Raw genomic sequence first — 18,198 nt, forward strand, 5'->3', positions numbered from 1 at the left:
CCTAGGCCTTGATGGTGAGGACGTTGTCGATGTATATCTCGGCATCCGGCCCGGGAAGGCCGTTGAGCGCCGCGAGGTATCCGGCGTCAAGGCCGTAATAGTCGGCGATCGAACGGATCGTGTCCGGAGCCTCGATGATCCACACCAACGGCCCCGGAATCCACACCTTCTGGCCGGGGGTGATGCTGTTCTTGTCGATGCGGTTGTAAGCCGCGATCTGATCGACGCTCGGGCCGTTGTAGTAGGCCTGAATTTTCGAGAGCGTGTCACCGCGCTCAACCACCCAGTGGATTTCGTTGTCACTACGGATGATCTGCCCGGGGGCAGGAGCCGGGGCCGGCGCGGGCGCGGGCGCCGGGGCGGGTGTGGAAGCCGGCACAAGAGTTGCAGGAGCGCCGCCGCCGAGAACGGCGTTGATCGATGCCCGCAAGCCGTCCATGCCGCCCGGCCAGCCAGCCGGGTCGATCTTGCCCTCGGAGGAGTATTCGAGGTGGCCCAGCTGCAGGCGCAGTTCCTCCGGCTGATTCAGGAGGTATGCCCGCTCCAGTGCCGCGCCCAGGTGCGGCGCAACCCTGATCTGATCCTCTGTCCAGTCGAACGGCGCTACCCCGGAGGACTCCATTTCGATGCCAATGAGGTAGTAGTTCCCGGCGTCCGTTGGAATCCCGGCGGCCGAACCGCGGCCCGCATGGTTCGCCAGCCCCGCGGCGACAAGGTAGACGGTGCCGTTGCGCCCGAAGACGATGTTGCATAGGGGCCCGGCGAGGTCGGGGCGCCCACCGATGCACATGTTCAGGGTCGGAGCGTCGGAGCCGGCGAACGCGCCACGGTTCGTGGCGGTGTGGTGCCAGAGGACGCCGCGAACCTCGGCCAGGTCGTGCCCGGCGTAGCCACGAGAGGCCCAGCCCGAGGTCTCAACAACGGTAAGACCTGCAGCGCGAAGGACATTTGCAAGATTCGAGAGCTTCATGATGGCCCCTTTCCGGGCATGAAAAAGGCCCCGGCGACTGCCAGGGCCTTTCGAGGGTTGGTTAGGTGGTGCTGTCAGGCGGCGGCTTTTTCAGGACGGGCCACGGGCGAAGCTCCTGATCCGTCATGCCATGCTCAGTGCAGTCTCGGCGCAGCTGGGAGGCGTACTCTTCCGTGATGCGCCGGTTATGCGCCTCGCGGTCGGCCCGGTCGCGCTCCCGCTCGGCATCCGCCCAAGCCTCGTTGCGCTGTTCCTTCATCGTGACGTTTCGGGCGCGCTCGCGACCTGCGGCGCCGGTGAAGAACTTGACGAGGCCTTTGATGAGTTCCAAGGCGACCATGCCGCCGCCGATGCTGACCATGGCCAGCACGAATTGTTGTGTTCCGTCCATTCGCTGGACCTCTACTTTTCGGGGTCGTAGGCGAAGTGTTTGATCTTCACTAGGCGGACTGCGAACGTGAGAAGGGCGAACGCGATGAAGCACATTGAGACGATCCGGGCGCTCGGCTGTGTTAGTGGCAGGGCGAGCACCGCAGCGCCGTAGATCGTGATCGCGAACATACATGCGATCGTGGCGGGCCGTTCGAGCCACCAAATCCCCGGCAAGGTCGTCAACGAGCCGAGCACACCGCCGAAGAGCAGTAGCCAGGCCCAGACGTGGACAAGGATCTCACCGAGGCCGTGTTCCATCGTCCGGGGCGGGTCCAACAGGACAGCGGTACCGGCGATCGCCATCACCAGGTACGCGCCGCAATAGCAGATAGAGAAGAAGCGTGGCTCTTGGATCATGAGCCACATGGTCAGAATGGTCGTCTTGATCTTCATTGGCTTCCACCCACTCACAGCGCCGCAGGGACAACCATGGCCCGGAAGGCCCGGTTGAAAGCCGTGAGCCCGAACGACTCAGTGCCATAAAGCCGAACCAGATTCAGATCTACGGAACTCGGCCCGCTGACGGGGTTCGTTGTGAACCCGCTAATGTCATACCAAGGAGCCACAGTGTTGCCCAAGGCGGCGACTGCGAGCCACGGCTGCCCAGCCATGGAAATGTTCGCGTCCCATCGAGTGGCCGACTTGCCACCTTCGAAACGGGCCTGAACCTGAACGTGGTAGGGGAAGCCAGGGTCAGGGATGCTGATCGTTGCAAGCTTGATGTTGTTCCCGTCAGGCGACGTCGAGATCGGGATGGCACCGGCCATCCATGACGACGCGACGTAAACCTTGGCGCCCGGGGTTTTCTTCACCCAGACCGCGAGGTTATTGTCTCCGAGCTGCAAAGACCAGACCGTGCCGTTGATGTTGACCTCCGTACCGATGCCCGTCAGATAGGTGCGCACGAGGTCATCCTTGGCGTACAGGCCGCCATTGCCCGCCCACACCCGAAGGTCGATGATTCGGTTCGGGGCGCTCAACCCGCCATTCCACTCCACCAGAGCGAGCGGCTGGTCATCCTCCACTCCGGGGCCGATCTTCCGGGCCGCGGGGATTTCCGGTGTCGCCCCGCCCGGGATCGCCACGAGCGTTGACGGTCCACCAGCCGCCGGCTGCCAGTTGCGACGATCCACAATCAAGTCGTAGCGAGTCCCAGAGCTGATAGCGTCGCACTGCACAACCTGATCCGTCGCCGCCTCATCCGTGACCCCCCATCCGTGGGCTTTGCCCTTGGTCACGATCACCGCGTACGGGATCGACGGGTGAGGTTTCACCTTGAAATCCTCGGCACCGTACACGCCATAATCGGGAACGCCTGCCCGGTTCTTTGCCCGGTCGGTTTCAGTCACTACACCGTCATAAAAGACGCTGGTCAAAGCCATTAGCGGGCCTTCCTGTCTGCGTTGTCGCGCTGCAAAGCGCGGATTCTCTTGGCCAAGGCGGTATCCGGATCGTCGGCGCGCTCACCCACAATGGGAGTGGCCGTGTCTCCGTCCTTGTCCCAGGACAACCGGGCTTCGCGGAGAACATCGGTGAACGCTTGCCCGCGGATCATGGCCGTCACCCGATCACCCACCCGCAGCCCGTCCCCGCCGTAGCGGAAGTGCTTTGTCTCGGACAGCTCGAGGGACAGCCCGGCCAGTGGTGCACCTTCGGCAAGGACTTCCTTGGCGCGGTCGGCGTAGACGTCGCCGGAGGATGAGTCGCGGGCATCTTGCAAGACCTCGATGATGTCGTTCCATTCGGTCTCGCGCGCCGGCTCGGAGAAGCCTTTGAACTCCCGCTCGACGCCCTCACCTTGGCCGCCGACAACCACGCGGGTCACAGCCGGGGCCGCCAGCGAGTAGGTCCCGCCAACGACAGTGCCGTTCTCCGGGGAAAGATGGTGCGCGTAGTTCCGGGGCTCATAGCAGTCCAGCAGAAGGCCGTTGCCTTGCTGTCTGACGGTCACACCGATCCCTGCTTGGTCCACGGCCGGGAAGAGTCGGTCATAGGCAGGGTGGAAGCGGAACGTGTACTTACCGGACGCCCCACGCCCAAGCGACGGCGCCACGGCCAGCGGGTAACCGAGCCGGGTTGCGGCCTCGGTCATGACCGTCTTGACGACTGTCTCAGCCGGGCCGGTGATCGACCGGTACGCGACGTCTTGGCCAGTCAGGGGTGCCGTTGGCTTCGGCCAGGCTAGCCAGTTGTTCAGGATCCGGAAATCATCCTCGACCGTGAAGGTTAGCGTGGCCGCTGTCGTGAACTGTCCGCCGGCCACCCGGACGGGCCCGGACATTTGAAACTCGCCGTGCCGGTAAATCATCACCCGGGCGGCTGGCTCCATGAGGTCCGCAGCCCGCCGGTGGTTCGCGTCGATCGTGAACGTCGCGGTGGACTTTACGTTGTGGCGGATGGTCGGCTTCAGATCGAGCGGCCGTCCAACCCAGCCCTTGAACTCCCAGCCTTTGTACACAACGATCTCGTAGGGAATCTCGGAAGCCACTACCAAGCCCTCCGATACCGGTTCTGCACCTCGGCAATGACGCTGCCAGTGCCAGTCATTTGGATGGTCAGCGGGCGGTCCTGCCCTCGGGGAATCGCAACGAACGCTGACGTCGGGTCAAGCTCCGAAGTGCGGTCCAGTGGTGACAGGATCGACTTCGTTGCCTCGTCCCATTGCCCGTACCAGAGCACCTGGCCGTTGACCGGGTCGGTGTCCATCTGCACGGCATAGCCCGCGGGGATCTCAAACGGGACGATGATGTCATTGCCGCCGACCCCGAATGAGACGGCCGTGGTGTGACCGACGACCGTCCACACCGGATACGCCGCCACGTCGCCGTCGTTCGTGAACGTCGCCGAGCCGAGCGCGCCACCCGCTGAGAGGTAGTGGATGGCATCAGCCGGGTAACCGTAAGCAATCCGGTCCGCCTCGGTGATGTAGTAGTTGCGCATGTCGCCCTGCGCCCATGACTTCGTGACCTTCTCGCCCAGCCAGTACGGCTTATCAGCCAAGAGGTTGATGCCGTACTTCGCCCAGCCGCGCTGGATCGTGTCATGGGTCAGTTCGTCGTCAGCGCTGATCAGCCGCAGCCCGAGCGTCCGACGATCACCGTTCGGCAGTTTCGCCGTCCAGGTGCCCTCGAAGTCAGGGTCGAGACTGCGCCAGAAAGCACGGTCCCGCTCCATGAACTCGGCAGAACTCGTATCCGAGTACAGGTAGAGCGGCCAGAACGCATCCCGGTCCTTGGTTGACGTGCCAAGATGCCGTGAGCCGGCAACGGCGGGCGACGAGCTGGAATGCCGCTCAAACGACGGCAGTTGCAGCCCGCGCACCCCCGGCCGCAGGAACAAACCTGCGGCCGGGTTGGTGAGCTCCCACTCGCTGCCATCCCAGCCCGTCCATGACAGGCCAATGCCCCGCCACGGATTCGCCGGAGGTGCCGGCGGCCTGTACGGGGCGGCGTAAACGATACCCACTATGTGACCTCCTAGATTCCGAAGGCAGCGAAAGTATCCCGCCGCTTCGTTTCGATACGGTTGGCGACCTCATCCGGATCCCAACCGACGTTGCCCTTGAAGATCACGTCCCCGCGGCCGCCGGAGCTTTCGCTCCGGAGGGTCGCGAGCCGGTGAATATCCGCCCACTGCTGCGGGTTCAGGATCGCCTCAGGCTGGCCTGTCCGGTTGACGACCTGCGAGACGCCCGGAGGCAGGATGCCGCCAAGGTCATACAGCGCGGGATCGCCGATTGCCGAGCCCTTGCCGCCGCCGGTGATGACGTCTGCGACAGTGCTAAACAGCTTCTTGCCGATGCCGATGGCAATGTCAGCCATGATGCCCGCCGCTGGGAACGCCGACTTGAACTGCGAAAGCAGCCCGTCGATGATCCCGCCGAACGGGTTGAATCCGCCGCCCGATGGAATCCCCGCCCCGCCAAGGTAGCCGTGCGGGTCGATGTCGTTGGGCCAGCCGCCGGCGAATGTCCCGAAGTGCAGGTGAGGCCCGGACGTGATGCCCGTGTTGCCCGACAGCGCAATCTGCTGCCCGGCCCGGACCATCTCGCCAACCCTCACGGCCATCGAGGACAGGTGAGCGAACCACGTCTGGATGCCGGAGCCGCCGTCGACGTGGATCTCGTTACCGCCCCACACGCCAGGTGCCGCAACACCAGGGCCGGACCAGCTAACCCGGCCGTTCTCCGTCGCGAACACCGGAGTGCCCACCGAAGCCGCATAGTCGACACCCTTGTGGACCCGGTTATAACCCTGAGTCTCCACCATCTGCTTCAGCGGATTCACGAACCCGCCGTTCATGTAACCGGCCAGCGAATCAGCCAAGGCATACAGGTTCCGCACACCAGCGCGGCGGGTCTGCTCCTTGGTGAACACGAACTCGCCGCCGTGAACAATGCCCGCAGGCTCGTCCTTGGCGCCGTTGCCCGTATAACCGCCGTTCATGAAGCCCTTGGGGAGCGCCACACGCGGCAGCTTATCCACGCCTGGCAGGACTCCGGCGATGGTGTTGAACGCGCCAATCAGGCCATCGTTGATCACCGTGTCCACGACGAACCGAACCGGCGCCTTCGCGATATCGAGGATCGTGTCCCAGACCTTCTTGACCGCATCGACGCCCGTTTGGAAAGCATCCGGAATGGTTTTTGTGATCGCCGTGCTCAGGAAATCGAACACAGGCTTGATGACGTTGTCCCAAGCCCACTTGATGGCGTTGCCGATCCCATCGAACGCCGGCTTGATGATCGTCTCGTAGAGCCACCTCACGGCCGGCGCGAGGATGTTCTGGAAGACGTACACCCACGTGTCGATCGTTGGCTTGATGACGTTCAGCCACACCCAGTTGATGGCTTTGCCGATAGCGTCAAAGACGGGCTTGATCACGTTGTTATAGAGCCAGTTGACGGCCGCCGGGAGGGTTACTTGGAGTATGTACGCCCAGGCGTCAATTGTCGGTTTGATGACGTTCAACCAGACCCAGTTGATCGCCGCGCCGATCCCGTCGAAAACGGGCTTGATCACAGACTCGTAGAACCACGTGAACACGGCGGCAAGGACGTCCCGGACGAAACCAATGGCCCCGTTGAAAATCGCGACCGCTGAGTTCCACCAGTCAGCGATGGTCGAACCGATCCCTTGGAAAACCGGGACCATGACGTTGTTCCACCACCACATGAACAGGGGCGCGAGGATGTTCTGAATGATCGAAACGATCACCTGAAAAATGCCCCGTAACAGCAGATAAAAGCCACCCAGGACAACCGCGGCGCTATCAAAAACCGGCTTCAGGATGGTCGTGTAGAGCCAGTTGAAGACATCGCCCACGAAGCGGACAGCGGCCATGATCCCGTCGAAAACGGGCTTGATGATCGACTCGTAAACCCACGAGATGATCGCGGCGATTCCGTCGAACGCTGGCTTGATCCAGTCCGTCCACAGGTAGGTGAAAAAGTCACCCACGGCTTGGATAGCGGACTGCCATGCCGGTACGGCCGTGCCGGTAAACCAGTCGACCACCGCGGCAATGGCACCTTGCATCCACTGGAAGGCAGTCGAAACGGCATCCGAGATCCACTTCATGGCGGCATCGACGCCGGCACGGAACCAGTCGACGTTGTTGTAGGCCCAGATGAAGCCAGCAACCAATGCCGCGACGACAGCGATGATCAGGCCGATCCAGCCCGTGGCAATGAGCCAGGCTGCAGCGATCTTCAGTGCTTGGATGGTCGCCTGTGTGCCCATCAGGATCCACCCGCCGACCATGGTTGCGACAGCCCAGGAGTGGACGAACGCGGCTTTGATGGCCGATCCGCGGGCGATGCCCCATGCGATCTTCTGCATTGCGGCGCTCTTCAGCGCTTCGACGCCGAGCGCAATCCAGTGCGGAATGAGGGCGGTGATAATCAGGCCTGCGATGATGCCGATCGGCACGCGCATTTCCCACAGGAATTTCGCGACGTCGACAACGGCGGGGCCGACCTTCAGAAAGGCGTCCTTCAGCTGTTCGAATACCCATCGGGCGTTGCTTCCGGCATCAATGATCTGGTTGATAGTGGTCCCGGAAAACCGGTCGAGTGCCGTTGAGCCTTCGCCCGTGAAGGCGCCCAGGAAGCCGAGCACGGCGCCTCGTGCGTCGAGCAGGAAGCTCACGAGTGGGGAGTCTTCCTCGACATGGAAAATCTCGCGAAACTTCGCCGTGAAATTGCCTCCCACGACGAGATCCCAAATCGCCTGCGCCCCGGAAAGGGCTTTATCAAGGAAGGTCCCGATTGCCGCGCCGGCAATCTTCGCGCCTTCCTCAAGAGGCTTGAGCCAGTTGATTGCCCCAGCGAAGAACTGCTGAATTTTCGGGTACACGCCGGACAGCAGTGAGGCGCCGATGCGGCCGACTGAGGCGATCGTGTTCTTGAACGCGCCCCGAAGGGTTTCACCTGACTTAAGCGCAGCCCCACCGAGACCCTTCTCCATGGCGTTCTGGAAGGTCTCAAAATTGATCTTGCCTTCGGAGGCAAGCTTCACAGTCTCCTCGGCGGACTTACCGAGCTCCTTACCGAGCAGCTGAATAATCGGGATACCAGCGTCATTCAGCTGGGCAATCACGTCGCCCTGGATCTTGTTGGACGCGCTCACCTTGTTGAAGATGGCTCCCATTTCGCCCATTCCGACACCAGCGATGGTCGCCGCGTCGCCAGTGAGCTTGAGGGTTCTCTCGAGATCCTTGCCGGGCTTCACGCCAGCCGCGACGGCACCAGCTGCGACCGTAGCGGCATCACCAAGCCCAAAAGCGGTGCCCTTCACGGCAGCCATGGCGTCGTTCATGATGCCCTGCACGGTCTCAGCCGAGTGGCCCAGGCCGCTCAGCTTGGCCTTGGCCTCCTCGATTGCCTGGAGCCGTCCAAAGCCCTTCGCCAGTGCCGTACCGAAGGCCGCGCCGACGGTCAGCCCGCCAGCGATGCCAGCAGCCTTCATGGTCCCGGACATGAACCCGCCGACAGCGCCAGTCAGCTTGCTGCCGAGGCTCTTACCAGCGCTGTCACCGGCACTACTGGCGGCCGCGTCGAGCTCCTTGCCAACCTTCTTCTGGAGGTCCTTGAATACCGGAACAACAAGGATGTCGGCGACACCGATCGTGGGCATGTGGCCTCCTATGAAGTTGTCAGATGTCCTCCGGAGAGAATCCGAACTGCTGGACGAACATCTCGGCCCAGTTGCGTTCCGCAGCCTCGACGGCGCGGTCAATCTCCGTGTACGGGGCGGGGAATGGCGTCTCTTCGCCAGGCTTCCCGCCGGCCGCTGCGATGCTGACCTGGCGCAGGCCTTTGACGGCGTGCAGGATCTCGCGCAGCACAGTGATGTTCAGGTCGTACTCTGAAAGTCGCGGCGCCCATGGATCAGGATCGTCCTGGCGTTCAAGCCGCTTTTCCGCCATGATGGCGGCCATTTCGGGATCGTTGGCGATCGCCTCGTTGAGCCTGCAGGCGGTGGGGAGCATGTCGATCAGCTCGAGCAACGCAACCCACCGTTTAGCCACGAACCATTCCGCGAGATCCACGCCGAACTCCCGCAAGAGGTCGGCGCGGATCTGCGGACGGTAGCGGGTTAGGAGCTCGCGGAGGCGGTATCTTCCCCCGGCTTGCCCACAGTCTGCTGGTAGTAGTTCATGACGCGCTCAATCAGGGCGCCATGGACGCGCAGCGGGATCTTCGCCGCCTTGTATGCCTCGAAGTCGGCCTTGGACAGCCACTTCTCGAGGAACGTGAAGTCGTTCTGTCCGGACCCCTCGAAGTCCTTGAAGAACGCCTCCGCTTCGTCTGCTGGCAGGTCGTACAGGTCGGGAAACGTGATCCGCTTCCCGCCCTTGAGGGCAACGATGAAGGGCTCCGGCTTCGCGACCTCCGCTTCGAGTGCGGCGAGGGAAAGGTTGATGTTCGGCTTGTCGTTAGCCATGGTGTTACCTCCGGGTGTGAGGGGTGGATTTACTTGGTGGGCTTGGCGGCGTCGGCCTTGGGGGCCTCGGCCTTCTCTTCGATGTAGCCGTCGCGGCGAAGCTCAGCAGCCTCAGTGGCGACGTCGGTGTCGACGGCGTGCTTGCCGTCCTTGGAAATGAAGCGGGCCATGTGATCGACTCCTAAGAACTTCGGGTGTGAGGTGGAAACGGTGCGCGTCGCCACACCCGGAGAGCGACGCGCACCGTGCTTGAGGGGGTTAGGTCCCGGCAGTGAATCCGAGGGCCGTCTTGGCCTTCAGAGCTCCGGTGCCGCCGATGTAGTGCTTCACCGGGACGCCGATCTCGGCATCGGTGAACACGTCGAAGGTGTAGGCCTGCTGCACCGGGTCACCAGAGCCCCACTTCTGGGAATCCGTCGAAGCGAGCTTCACGGAACCGTAGCCGCGGCCAAGGATCCAGTTGTCAGCGGCCGGACCGTCGTTGCCCAGGATCAGCAGGCGGTACTCCTGGCCGACCGGCAAGTCCGGCTCGTCAAAGACGATCTCACCGGTTGTCGCCGACTGGGTCACCGCCGAAAGGTCGGTTCCGTAGGTCAGCTCGAGCATGTGCTTCCGGCCGGTTTCCAGTGCGGTCATCTTCACCGAACGGGCGACGGTGTCAATGTCAGAGCGGGCCGGGCCGGCATAGCCAAGCGCGGACACATCAGACTTGCTGATGTCGCGGCCGAACTCGAAACCATCCGGGGTGACCATGCCAACCGGCAGGTAGCCCAGTGCCTTGAGGTCAATCAAGGCCCCGCCGACGCCAAACAGGCTCGCAGGCAGTTCAACGGACTTGGATGCCAGGAACGCTACGGCCTTCTGGATCTTGCGGATCAGATTCCGGTCGTCAGCTTCCTGCTGAATCGTGGCAAAAGTTGGCATGGCAAAAGACCCCTTTCAAGGGCTTGGAATTTGTTGGTTCCCCTGGCGGGGTCAGATGGGCCGGGAAGTGACCAAGAAGGTCGCGATGGCTTTGTTGAGGGTGTCCGACTGGAAAGGAACATCGGCAGGCGTCACGTCGGCCTCGATGCTGTCGATGTATCCCGACGGTGTTTCGATGTCCGTGCCGATGAGCGATGCAGCGATGGATTCGAGCGTGTTGACTGCGGCTTGGCCCGGCGCGTAAACCTCGATCGTCGCCCGGTCCACACGGTCAACGAATCCCCGCGTGCCGCCCGTGACATAGATCAGCGCCATAGGGAACGGGCCCTTGATCTCGCCGTAGTCGCCTGCAGGGATTTGGTAAACAGCCTTGACCGGCACGCCAAGATGCGTGGCGCCGTCGATCAGATCGAATAATGCATCGCGGGTGTCCGGGAAGACGAGAGCGTCGATCATCTGCCCCTCGCATTCATGGCCTCGGCCACGCGCTGCAGGATCGCGTCCCTTGTGTCGCGCCAGTCCGGTCGGGACTCGCGCACCACGGCCCCGGCGCGCCGATTGTTCGCCCAGCCAGCCGTGACCGTCGCTGGGGCTGCCTCATAAGTGCCCCGGCCCACAGCCTGAGCGTTACCTGCCAGCCGCTGCGCCGCGGACAAGGTTGCCGCCGCGACCGCCGACGACGTCCCAAGATCCTTGAGCCCGGCATCCTCGGCCAAGTACGACTTCGAACCGGGCACCTTGTGAAGACCCATCAGCCCATCACCAACCCAACCTCGGAACCGAACGGCCACTCACCCGGGCGACCCTCAACAGACCATGTGCCGGCCATCCGCGCCCCCTCAGGCACGCGGACGCGGTCGGCGGGCAGGAACGTGAAGCCAGGATCCCGGTAAAGGACAGCTTTCGAGTCAACGACGTCGGACCGGTCCAGCGGCTCGGCCGTCGCCCGCGACCCGACAATGCAGTCCGTCACCGGGATCTCTTGGGCCGGAAGGGGGTTGCCTTTGGCGTCCCGGCCGCCGCCGCGCAACACCACAACGTCAGTGCGCCACGGCTTCGGGAACATGCTCACAATGCCCATGTCAGCCTCCCGGGTGGATAGTCCACGCTTGGCGCTGCGGACGGGACTTGGCGAGCAGCCTCTTGTCAGCAGCTGTCATGTAGACGCTGCCGTCAGGATTCGCCATCTTGCCGCCCATGGTGAACGGCCCGGCACCGAACTGGAATGACTCCATGCCCGACGGTGGCGCGTTCTCGTCCTTTGGCTCAAGCGCGCGCTTGACCATGCGGCACACGACAAGGCGCGGCACGTCAGCATCGATGTTCCCGGCAGCAATGCGGGCGTCGAGATCCGGGTACAGTGCCCGGACTTCGACCGACGCTTCATGAAGCTTCTGTTGAGCCTCGGATTCTTTCGCCGCGGGAAGAGCCGACCAGTGATCCTGGAGGTCTTCCAGCGTCGCGTAGTCGGCCGCCATGGTTAGGCCTTCCGGGGACGGCCGCGGCGCGGTGCCGGTGCGGTGAAGTCGGGGGCGTCTGTCTTCGCAGCGGGGTCGAAGTCGTCGCCTTCGTCAGTTTTGCCTTCGCCCTCTTTGTCGCCGTCGTCGTTGCCCTTGTCAGCGTCGTCAGCCGGATCGCTGTCGGTGCCTTCCGGGTTGCTCTCGCCGTCTTCAGCACCACCGGCCGTGAAATCAGGGGCGTCGGTCTCGACCTCGGGCACAAGGCAGTGCTTGCCGACGAGACTTTCCGCCCACTCGGGCAGCTCGTCACCGGGAGCAAAGTGCACGGGCCCGGACTCACCATGAACAAAAACATGTGCGGCAAAAGTTGCCATATTGACTCCTAAAGATTGGGGCCGAACGGCGCCCGAGCTCGAGGCCCAGGCGCCGCCCAGCGGTCAACTAGAGAACCTTGGCCACGAAGGACAGGTTCGCGTTCGCCAGAACGGGAAGCGCGATGGCATCCGAGACGACCTCGGCGATCATCGGGGGCTTCTCGTTCTTGTAGACGCCAACGACGACGCCGGGCTGTTCGGACGGCTCGATGGCGTAGTTGGAATCCATCGAGGTCAGCGTCTGGCCCCAGAAGGTTGCGCCCATCTCGGACTGGCCGGACTGCGGATCAACCGGGGCAGGCAGGAACAGGAGCTTGTCATCTGCGATCACGCGGCCACCAGAGGTGGAGCGGTCGTAGATGAACAGTTCCGGCAGGCCCGCGGCGGTAAGGAGGCCGCGCACGTCGGCTTCCAAGCCGGGGCGGGTAGCGCCGTTCGCCAGGAGAGTGGCGAACTCCTTGCCGGCGGCAAGTGCGCGGAACACGCGGCGGGACATCAGCATGCAGCCGGGGACTGTGCCGTTGTTCGTCGCGGAGTACACGTCCGACCATGCGTTCAGGTCGCTCAGGCGCGAAACCGTCGGATCGGACCAGAGCGAAGCTGCCGTGACGTTATGGGTGCCGGAGCGTCCAAAGTCGTCATCGGAGATGAAGTTCGTCTGGTTGATAGTCGCCTTGCCCGTGGCCAACACGGTGCCACGAAGCCGCTCGATGCGGTCGGCGACGGCGCGGGCCGCGTTAGAGATCTCCTTGAAGATCGAGTCGCGGATCACCTCATCCGGCGAGTTGCGCAGCAGGAGCTGGTCGTATTCCGAGACCGGGCGGTTCTGGCCGAGGGCGGGCAGGTCGATGGTGACGCGCTGACCCGAGGTGGAACCGGCCAGTTCCGGCTCGGCGTCAAAGGCGCGGAACGCGGCTTCCTGTACGAAGCCGGCCTGTCCCTTGCGGAACCGGACCGAGAGGTCAGAGACCTCGGTATTCGGAATCCAGCGGGCCAGGGAGGCCTTGTTGACTTCGAGGTCGGACAGGGCGGCGCGAGCGTACCCGGTGGCCTCGGCGGGGGTGACGAGATCAGTCCAAAGCATAATCAGTCACTCCTTTCTTAGACGTAGACGATGGTCGTGGCGGACAGCTTGGCGGCCGCGGCGGGCTTGACGAAGACACCCGGGACCTTGGAGGCCACAACGCGGCCGTGGTCCAGCAGCGGGGCGGCAACGTTGGTCTGGCCTTCGACCTGCAGGTCGAACAGGATGTGGCCGGCGAGGATGCCCGCGCCCGTCACGGTAGCCTCCGTGGCGTCGTAGGGGACGAGAACGCCGCCTACCTTGGCCACGGGCTGGCCGGAGCGGAGGTAGCCGTCCGGGAAGTGGGTTGCTTTGGTGAAGGCGGCGACGTTGACCGTCTCGGTGCGGGCATTGCCGAGGGCATGTCCGGAACCGAGCCAGGCAAGGTTTCCGCTGCCGTAAGTTTCAGTGCGAAGACGAGGCATGGTGGATCCTTTCTAGGACTTCTTGTTGTGTTTGGCCGCGTACGCGTCGCGGCCGGCGGCAAGAGAGCCGCCAGTAGGGTTTTGATCGCCGGAGCGGTTGCCGGAGTCGTGCACCGGGCCGCCCTTGGGGGCCTTGCCCTCGGCGCGGGCATAGAGTTCGGAGAGCTTCTTTGCAGAAGCGAGGTAGCTGGCCTCGTCGGTCCCGGTCACAAGGTCTTGGTATTCCTTGGGAACGGGATGTTCTGCCAGTGCGGCGAGACGTGCGTTGGTTGCCTTGAGCTTCGCGTTCTCGGCTGCCTGGTCGTCTCGTTCCTTCTTTGCGCGGTCGATCTCGGACAGTTTTGCGTCCTCCGCGGCCTGAATTTTCGCCTCAGCATCGGTGGCCCGCTTTTCGGCAGCAGCTCGAGCGTCGCGTTCAGCCTGCAGTGCCTTGATTCCGCCCTCGCCGAGCTTCTCGCCGGCGGCTTTAGCGGCTGCTGCGTCAGCGGCGTCAGCGGCAGCCTTTGCAGCAGCATCAGCAGTTGCCTGCGCGGCAGCTTCCGGGGTGATCTCCATGACGGCATTGCCGAAACGGGCCCGGTTGAACGCGAACAGCTTCTCAATGCCGCCAGGTGCAGTGATGTCGATACCGTGGGGAAAATTCTTGCTCAATTCGAACTCCTTCAGTGGATGCCGCATCGCACGGCGAATAACCCCGCCCGCATCGCGCGGAAGGGAAAAACACCTGTCAGGTGGCTGGATTAGTGGACGTGTACGCCGTCGTTGACATGGTCCGGGAACTCCCGGCGCAACGCCGCCGTGATGTCCTTCATCTGCCCGGAACCAGCTGCATCACGGGCTATTTGGTACATGTCATAGAAGTTGTCCGGAAGATACCCCGGCGGGTAGTCATCCCCGGGCCTCAGCGGCACCGGCTGACAGTCGCATAGGCCGTGATACTTGGAACCATCGGCTTTCGTTGACGCCGATTTCTTCGAAAAATAGACGGCGTCACGGGAAGCAAGGATGAGGCACCAGCTGCACGTCTTCAGCCCGGAAGGGACACGCGCCCATAGGGCACCTTCGGCCTTCGCGTTGTAGGCGATCGCGTCACGGCCAGGTTGCTTCACGTATTTGTCCGCCGCCGTCAGTAGCCCACCCAGCATCGAGGCAGGATCCGGGGTCCAAAGCTGCCCCGCAAGGTAGCGGATTTTCGCCTCTACCGCGGACGCGGGAATGCCAGCGGCACCAGGCACCGCACGGAACACGCCCACAGCGCCAGAAGCTGCCCGCAACTCGTCGTAGTAGTCCAGGGCCAGAGTCTCGGCAACCGAACCATATTCAGCCACCAAAAGCGGCACGAACTCCAATAGGGCGTTCCGTACCGCTTCCGGCTTAGCCAAATTGAGGGTGGCGAAGAACCCTGCCAACTCATTACGGACAAGCTTCGAAAGCCCCGCGTTAGCCGCCCGGAACTGCTCAATGATCGGATCAGTCACGGCTACGGATTCTCACGAATGGTGATCGGCGAGCCCGGCATGAACTTGACTCCTGTAAGGCCCGAACGTGCGGCAGCGTCGCCAGCATCAACACCAGCACGGCGGAGTACGCCCAGCGCGTCAGCCTGCGCCTTGAGAACCTGCGCTTGCTTGAGCTGATCATCAACCGCCCCAGCAGGCGCCGTAGTGCCATCACTGAACACTGGAGTCGCGGACGACTTGGACGCCGCCACCAAAGCATCGAGACGCTGCCCGGACTCTGCGCGTTTCGCGTATGCAAGGTTTCGCTCGATCTGCGTCTTGGACAGTCCGTATTCCTCCATGGCAACCTCAGGGTCGCCATTCGGGAACGCCGTGGTGTACTTCAGAGCAGCATCAGACCGGGCCGCACGAGTAGGTGTGCCAGCATCCGCAAAGTTGGCCTGCAATCCGCGCAAATCGGCCGCCATGCCGTCGGTGATGCCGCCATACTTTACGGCAAGGATCGTCCGGGCCAGCGACTCGTGAGCAATCTTGTAGCTGATATCGCGCTCGTTCTCAACCATGGCAACCATGTCCGACTCGGAAGCGAGAATCGCATCAGCAGAGGACGGATTATCGTGGATAATGCCCAGATAGCCGACCGGGATCGAAAGCTCACTCGAAACCATCAATCCGATGGTGCGCATCATCTCCGAATGCGGCTGCATTGAAGCTTGCTGAAGCTGCTTGATGTCCGGGCGAACAAGCTTCTGCTCGTCCTCATCGAACACATCAGGCAACGCCCACATGCCGCCAATCAGCGCTTCGAGAGGCGAGATCCGCTTACCGTCCGGGCCAGTAAAGTGCGCCTCGTCAGCGCCCAGCAGGGCCCTCTGCGGTGCAGAGAAAAACTCGGCAGTAACTTCCTGCCGGAGCATCGTCCGCACGCCCTTGTCGATGTAACCCATCAACGGGCGCGTCACCCTAGACCGGCCAAACTGGCGGGACAGCGACCAACCCCAGATATACGGGATGCAAGGCACAAGGCCCGGCACGCCATCAATCTCCTTGGTGACAATCCAACCGTTCACCGTCGACTCAACACGCAACGTCTTACCCGGGGTGTACAACAGCGCCACGGTCGCGGACACCATCTCGAGTGCCAGCAGCACCCGGTTAGTCCGGGCGTCGACCTCAGCCGTAGCCTCAAGCGCAGTGCGGGCAGCAACAATCACATCGGGCTCACCGAGTGTGGAGTCGCCCGGGGTAACGAAAAGGAACGCCACCGAATGCTGAAGCGACGACTCAATCGCCATCCGTTCCACAGCGCCCAAGTAGTTATCCTCGAAAGTCGCGTTGACCTCGTCCAACAGCGTGGACGGGCGCGGCAGTGTGAAACCATCGGGCCGAATCCGCGACGCCGGAACCTTGATCCCCTTAGACGCCCAACCAATCGGCGTCTGGAAATCAATCATGTGAGGCGGAACCGAAAAGCCGATCTTGTCCAGGCGCTTCTTATCCTCGACATACGACTCCCGCAGCTTGTTGCGCGAGGCCTTACGCCGGATCGTAGACAGCATCCGGTAAAACGCCGTCGACTCCTCAAAAGAGAGCTTCCGAACCACTTCAAGAACAGCCACCAGCGTCACCCCTAACCAACAATTGCGTGCCTTTTCCTCACGGTCCCGGAACGGGGCCGCCTGGCAAACTTCACGGCGCCGAAATGGGCGCAAGTCACGGCCACGATCGGGGCCAAATCAACGTCGAGACTCGTACGATTCCACTTGAACGAGCCCGGCCGATTTTTTATCGGATCCTTCGTGGTGTGCTTCGCCGACTCATTCAAGTGCGCCTGCCCGAAATGAGTTACCGCAGGGTGCTTCTCAACAGCCTCATGCAGCATCGCGCACGCCTGGGTGTACTCACTCGCCTGCAAAATAAACACCTTCATCTGCTTTTTCTTCAGATGCGCCTCAAGCAGGTCGCGCGCCGGCGAGAAAGCATCAATTACCACAGGAATCCGGCGTTTACACCGTTCCCAAAGCCACTCCACGAGCGCCGACGTGCCAGCCTCATCAAACGGAGCATCAGCGGCCAACTCGAGGTGAATCTCCCCGCCATCCGCAAACGTCGAAACCCCGATCGAAACCTTCGTGCGCTCCGGATTCATGTCCACGCCAAATGCGGCAACAGGCCACTCAGGATCCGGATGATCAATCTTCCGGTCATCCCACTTCGTGAAAGCGACCTGGCCGGCTTCGGAAGGCGTCGGCCACATGTTCAGCCGCTCGCGCGCGAACGACCTCGCCGACTGCCGGAAGTGCTCGCCCTCCACGGTGCGCAGCTTGATGCGACCACCGAGAGCAGGATTCGACTGAGCCCAATTGGCCCGGTCCGCGACAAAGACGCGCAATTCTGCCTCGTCCATTTTGTCGACGTCGCCAACAGCAGAGTGCTCAACCCAAGCTGATCGCTTATCAGCACCCGTCACGGCGGCGTTACGCACGCGGACGAAAGGCTCGCCGCGCTCGCTCAAATCCCGCGGCGGGGTGCCCATGTAGATGATGATCGGATCGCCAGACGGAGAAGCGGAAACGGTCGGCTCAAGAGCCTCCTGCTCGTCCTCTTCGTACTCCTGAGCCTCGTCAACAACAAGGACGTCGAAGGAGCTACCTCGGCCGGCGCCGCCCGTGCGGGCGCCCAGCTCGATCAATCCGCCGTTGTGAAGCTCAATGGCCTCCTGGCCGTTCGTCTTGCGGATCTCCTTGACCAGAGCATTCAGCTCCGGGAATCTCGCACCCGGGTCATTGACCTTCGTGCCAAAGAAAAACATGAGGCGCTTGAACGCCTTACGGGCCGAGCCGAGTAGGTGCGAGGTGTGAAGGATCTTCAGGCCGAGAGCCACCATCAGGTAGAGCTCGACGATCTCCAGAGCGCCGTTCTTGCCGTTCTGGCGAGGAACACTCAGGCCCCACGTTGAGGCAAGCCAGCCAGCATCATCAGTGCGCAGCCACGCCCTGACAACCTCAGACTGCCAAGGATCGGCAACGAACTGATATCCCTCGGCGAACTCCAGCGCTCTCTCAGCATGCTCAACGCTGTAACCACGAGGCGACGGCGCCGTGTTGAAGCGCGCGACCTGCGAACCGATCAGCACGCCGCACC

22 protein-coding genes are annotated in these 18,198 nt (G+C 62.7%); all 22 read right to left on the reverse strand.

Annotated elements, in window-relative coordinates:
• Window position 1: 1 nt before the first annotated feature.
• The 22 genes from QRN45_RS11055 to QRN45_RS11160 all read right to left on the reverse strand — a co-directional run bounded on the left by QRN45_RS11055 (window position 2) and on the right by QRN45_RS11160 (window position 18,190).
• Window positions 2-970 carry a LysM peptidoglycan-binding domain-containing protein gene (locus QRN45_RS11055; RefSeq protein ID WP_284763371.1) on the reverse strand — a complete coding sequence of 323 codons (969 nt, stop codon included), beginning with the start codon at window positions 968-970 and terminating at the stop codon, window positions 2-4.
• A 61-nt stretch (window positions 971-1,031) separates the two neighbouring features.
• Window positions 1,032-1,361, reverse strand: coding sequence for a hypothetical protein (locus QRN45_RS11060; RefSeq protein WP_284763373.1), 330 nt, complete (start codon window positions 1,359-1,361; stop codon window positions 1,032-1,034).
• 11 nt (window positions 1,362-1,372) lie between these two features.
• Window positions 1,373-1,795 carry a hypothetical protein gene (locus tag QRN45_RS11065; protein ID WP_284763374.1) on the reverse strand — a complete coding sequence of 141 codons (423 nt, stop codon included), beginning with the start codon at window positions 1,793-1,795 and terminating at the stop codon, window positions 1,373-1,375.
• Window positions 1,796-1,809: 14 nt separating this feature from the next.
• Window positions 1,810-2,751: a hypothetical protein gene (locus QRN45_RS11070; RefSeq protein ID WP_284763376.1), complete on the reverse strand. Its 942-nt coding sequence runs from the start codon at window positions 2,749-2,751 to the stop codon at window positions 1,810-1,812.
• A 32-nt stretch (window positions 2,752-2,783) separates the two neighbouring features.
• Entirely contained in the window at window positions 2,784-3,890 is a 1,107-nt protein-coding gene (locus QRN45_RS11075) for a Gp37-like protein (RefSeq protein ID WP_284763377.1), read from the reverse strand.
• Window positions 3,890-4,867 carry a phage tail family protein gene (locus QRN45_RS11080; protein WP_284763379.1) on the reverse strand — a complete coding sequence of 326 codons (978 nt, stop codon included), beginning with the start codon at window positions 4,865-4,867 and terminating at the stop codon, window positions 3,890-3,892. The genes QRN45_RS11075 and QRN45_RS11080 overlap by 1 nt, the downstream gene beginning before the upstream one ends.
• Before the next feature lie 11 nt (window positions 4,868-4,878).
• Window positions 4,879-8,538 (reverse strand): peptidoglycan DD-metalloendopeptidase family protein, encoded by a 3,660-nt coding sequence (locus QRN45_RS11085; protein ID WP_284763380.1) that lies wholly within the window; start codon window positions 8,536-8,538, stop codon window positions 4,879-4,881.
• A gap of 19 nt (window positions 8,539-8,557) precedes the next feature.
• A complete protein-coding gene (locus tag QRN45_RS11090) occupies window positions 8,558-8,953 on the reverse strand; it encodes a hypothetical protein (protein ID WP_284763382.1) in 396 nt (131 codons plus the stop codon).
• A gap of 47 nt (window positions 8,954-9,000) precedes the next feature.
• Complete coding sequence (locus QRN45_RS11095) at window positions 9,001-9,348, reverse strand: hypothetical protein (protein WP_284763383.1); 348 nt, start codon at window positions 9,346-9,348, stop codon at window positions 9,001-9,003.
• Between the two features lie 29 nt (window positions 9,349-9,377).
• Window positions 9,378-9,518, reverse strand: a complete 141-nt coding sequence (locus tag QRN45_RS11100) for a hypothetical protein (RefSeq protein ID WP_284763384.1) — start codon at window positions 9,516-9,518, stop codon at window positions 9,378-9,380.
• Between the two features lie 88 nt (window positions 9,519-9,606).
• Window positions 9,607-10,272 carry a hypothetical protein gene (locus tag QRN45_RS11105; RefSeq protein ID WP_284763386.1) on the reverse strand — a complete coding sequence of 222 codons (666 nt, stop codon included), beginning with the start codon at window positions 10,270-10,272 and terminating at the stop codon, window positions 9,607-9,609.
• A gap of 51 nt (window positions 10,273-10,323) precedes the next feature.
• Complete coding sequence (locus tag QRN45_RS11110; RefSeq protein WP_284763387.1) at window positions 10,324-10,728, reverse strand: hypothetical protein; 405 nt, start codon at window positions 10,726-10,728, stop codon at window positions 10,324-10,326.
• Entirely contained in the window at window positions 10,725-11,024 is a 300-nt protein-coding gene (locus QRN45_RS11115) for a hypothetical protein (protein ID WP_284763388.1), read from the reverse strand. The genes QRN45_RS11110 and QRN45_RS11115 overlap by 4 nt, the downstream gene beginning before the upstream one ends.
• Complete coding sequence (locus QRN45_RS11120) at window positions 11,024-11,353, reverse strand: hypothetical protein (RefSeq protein WP_284763389.1); 330 nt, start codon at window positions 11,351-11,353, stop codon at window positions 11,024-11,026. Before QRN45_RS11120 ends, QRN45_RS11115 begins: the two co-directional genes overlap by 1 nt.
• Before the next feature lies 1 nt (window position 11,354).
• Window positions 11,355-11,750: a hypothetical protein gene (locus tag QRN45_RS11125; protein ID WP_284763391.1), complete on the reverse strand. Its 396-nt coding sequence runs from the start codon at window positions 11,748-11,750 to the stop codon at window positions 11,355-11,357.
• A 2-nt stretch (window positions 11,751-11,752) separates the two neighbouring features.
• A complete protein-coding gene (locus tag QRN45_RS11130; RefSeq protein WP_284763393.1) occupies window positions 11,753-12,106 on the reverse strand; it encodes a hypothetical protein in 354 nt (117 codons plus the stop codon).
• Between the two features lie 67 nt (window positions 12,107-12,173).
• Window positions 12,174-13,190 carry a major capsid protein gene (locus QRN45_RS11135; RefSeq protein WP_284763394.1) on the reverse strand — a complete coding sequence of 339 codons (1,017 nt, stop codon included), beginning with the start codon at window positions 13,188-13,190 and terminating at the stop codon, window positions 12,174-12,176.
• A gap of 17 nt (window positions 13,191-13,207) precedes the next feature.
• Window positions 13,208-13,594, reverse strand: a complete 387-nt coding sequence (locus QRN45_RS11140; RefSeq protein ID WP_284763396.1) for a hypothetical protein — start codon at window positions 13,592-13,594, stop codon at window positions 13,208-13,210.
• A gap of 12 nt (window positions 13,595-13,606) precedes the next feature.
• The gene (locus QRN45_RS11145) at window positions 13,607-14,245 is read right to left on the reverse strand and encodes an FtsB/FtsL family cell division protein (RefSeq protein ID WP_284763397.1); all 639 of its coding nucleotides are present in this window, start codon (window positions 14,243-14,245) and stop codon (window positions 13,607-13,609) included.
• A gap of 89 nt (window positions 14,246-14,334) precedes the next feature.
• A complete protein-coding gene (locus tag QRN45_RS11150) occupies window positions 14,335-15,072 on the reverse strand; it encodes a VG15 protein (protein WP_284763398.1) in 738 nt (245 codons plus the stop codon).
• A 2-nt stretch (window positions 15,073-15,074) separates the two neighbouring features.
• On the reverse strand, window positions 15,075-16,673 hold the full coding sequence (locus tag QRN45_RS11155) for a hypothetical protein (protein WP_284763399.1): 1,599 nt from the start codon (window positions 16,671-16,673) through the stop codon (window positions 15,075-15,077).
• 11 nt (window positions 16,674-16,684) lie between these two features.
• Window positions 16,685-18,190, reverse strand: coding sequence for a terminase large subunit domain-containing protein (locus QRN45_RS11160; protein ID WP_284763400.1), 1,506 nt, complete (start codon window positions 18,188-18,190; stop codon window positions 16,685-16,687).
• Window positions 18,191-18,198: the final 8 nt, after the last annotated feature.

The sequence above is a fragment of the Arthrobacter sp. efr-133-R2A-63 genome (genome assembly GCF_030209795.1).
Taxonomy (GTDB): Bacteria; Actinomycetota; Actinomycetes; order Actinomycetales; family Micrococcaceae; genus Arthrobacter; species Arthrobacter bambusae_A.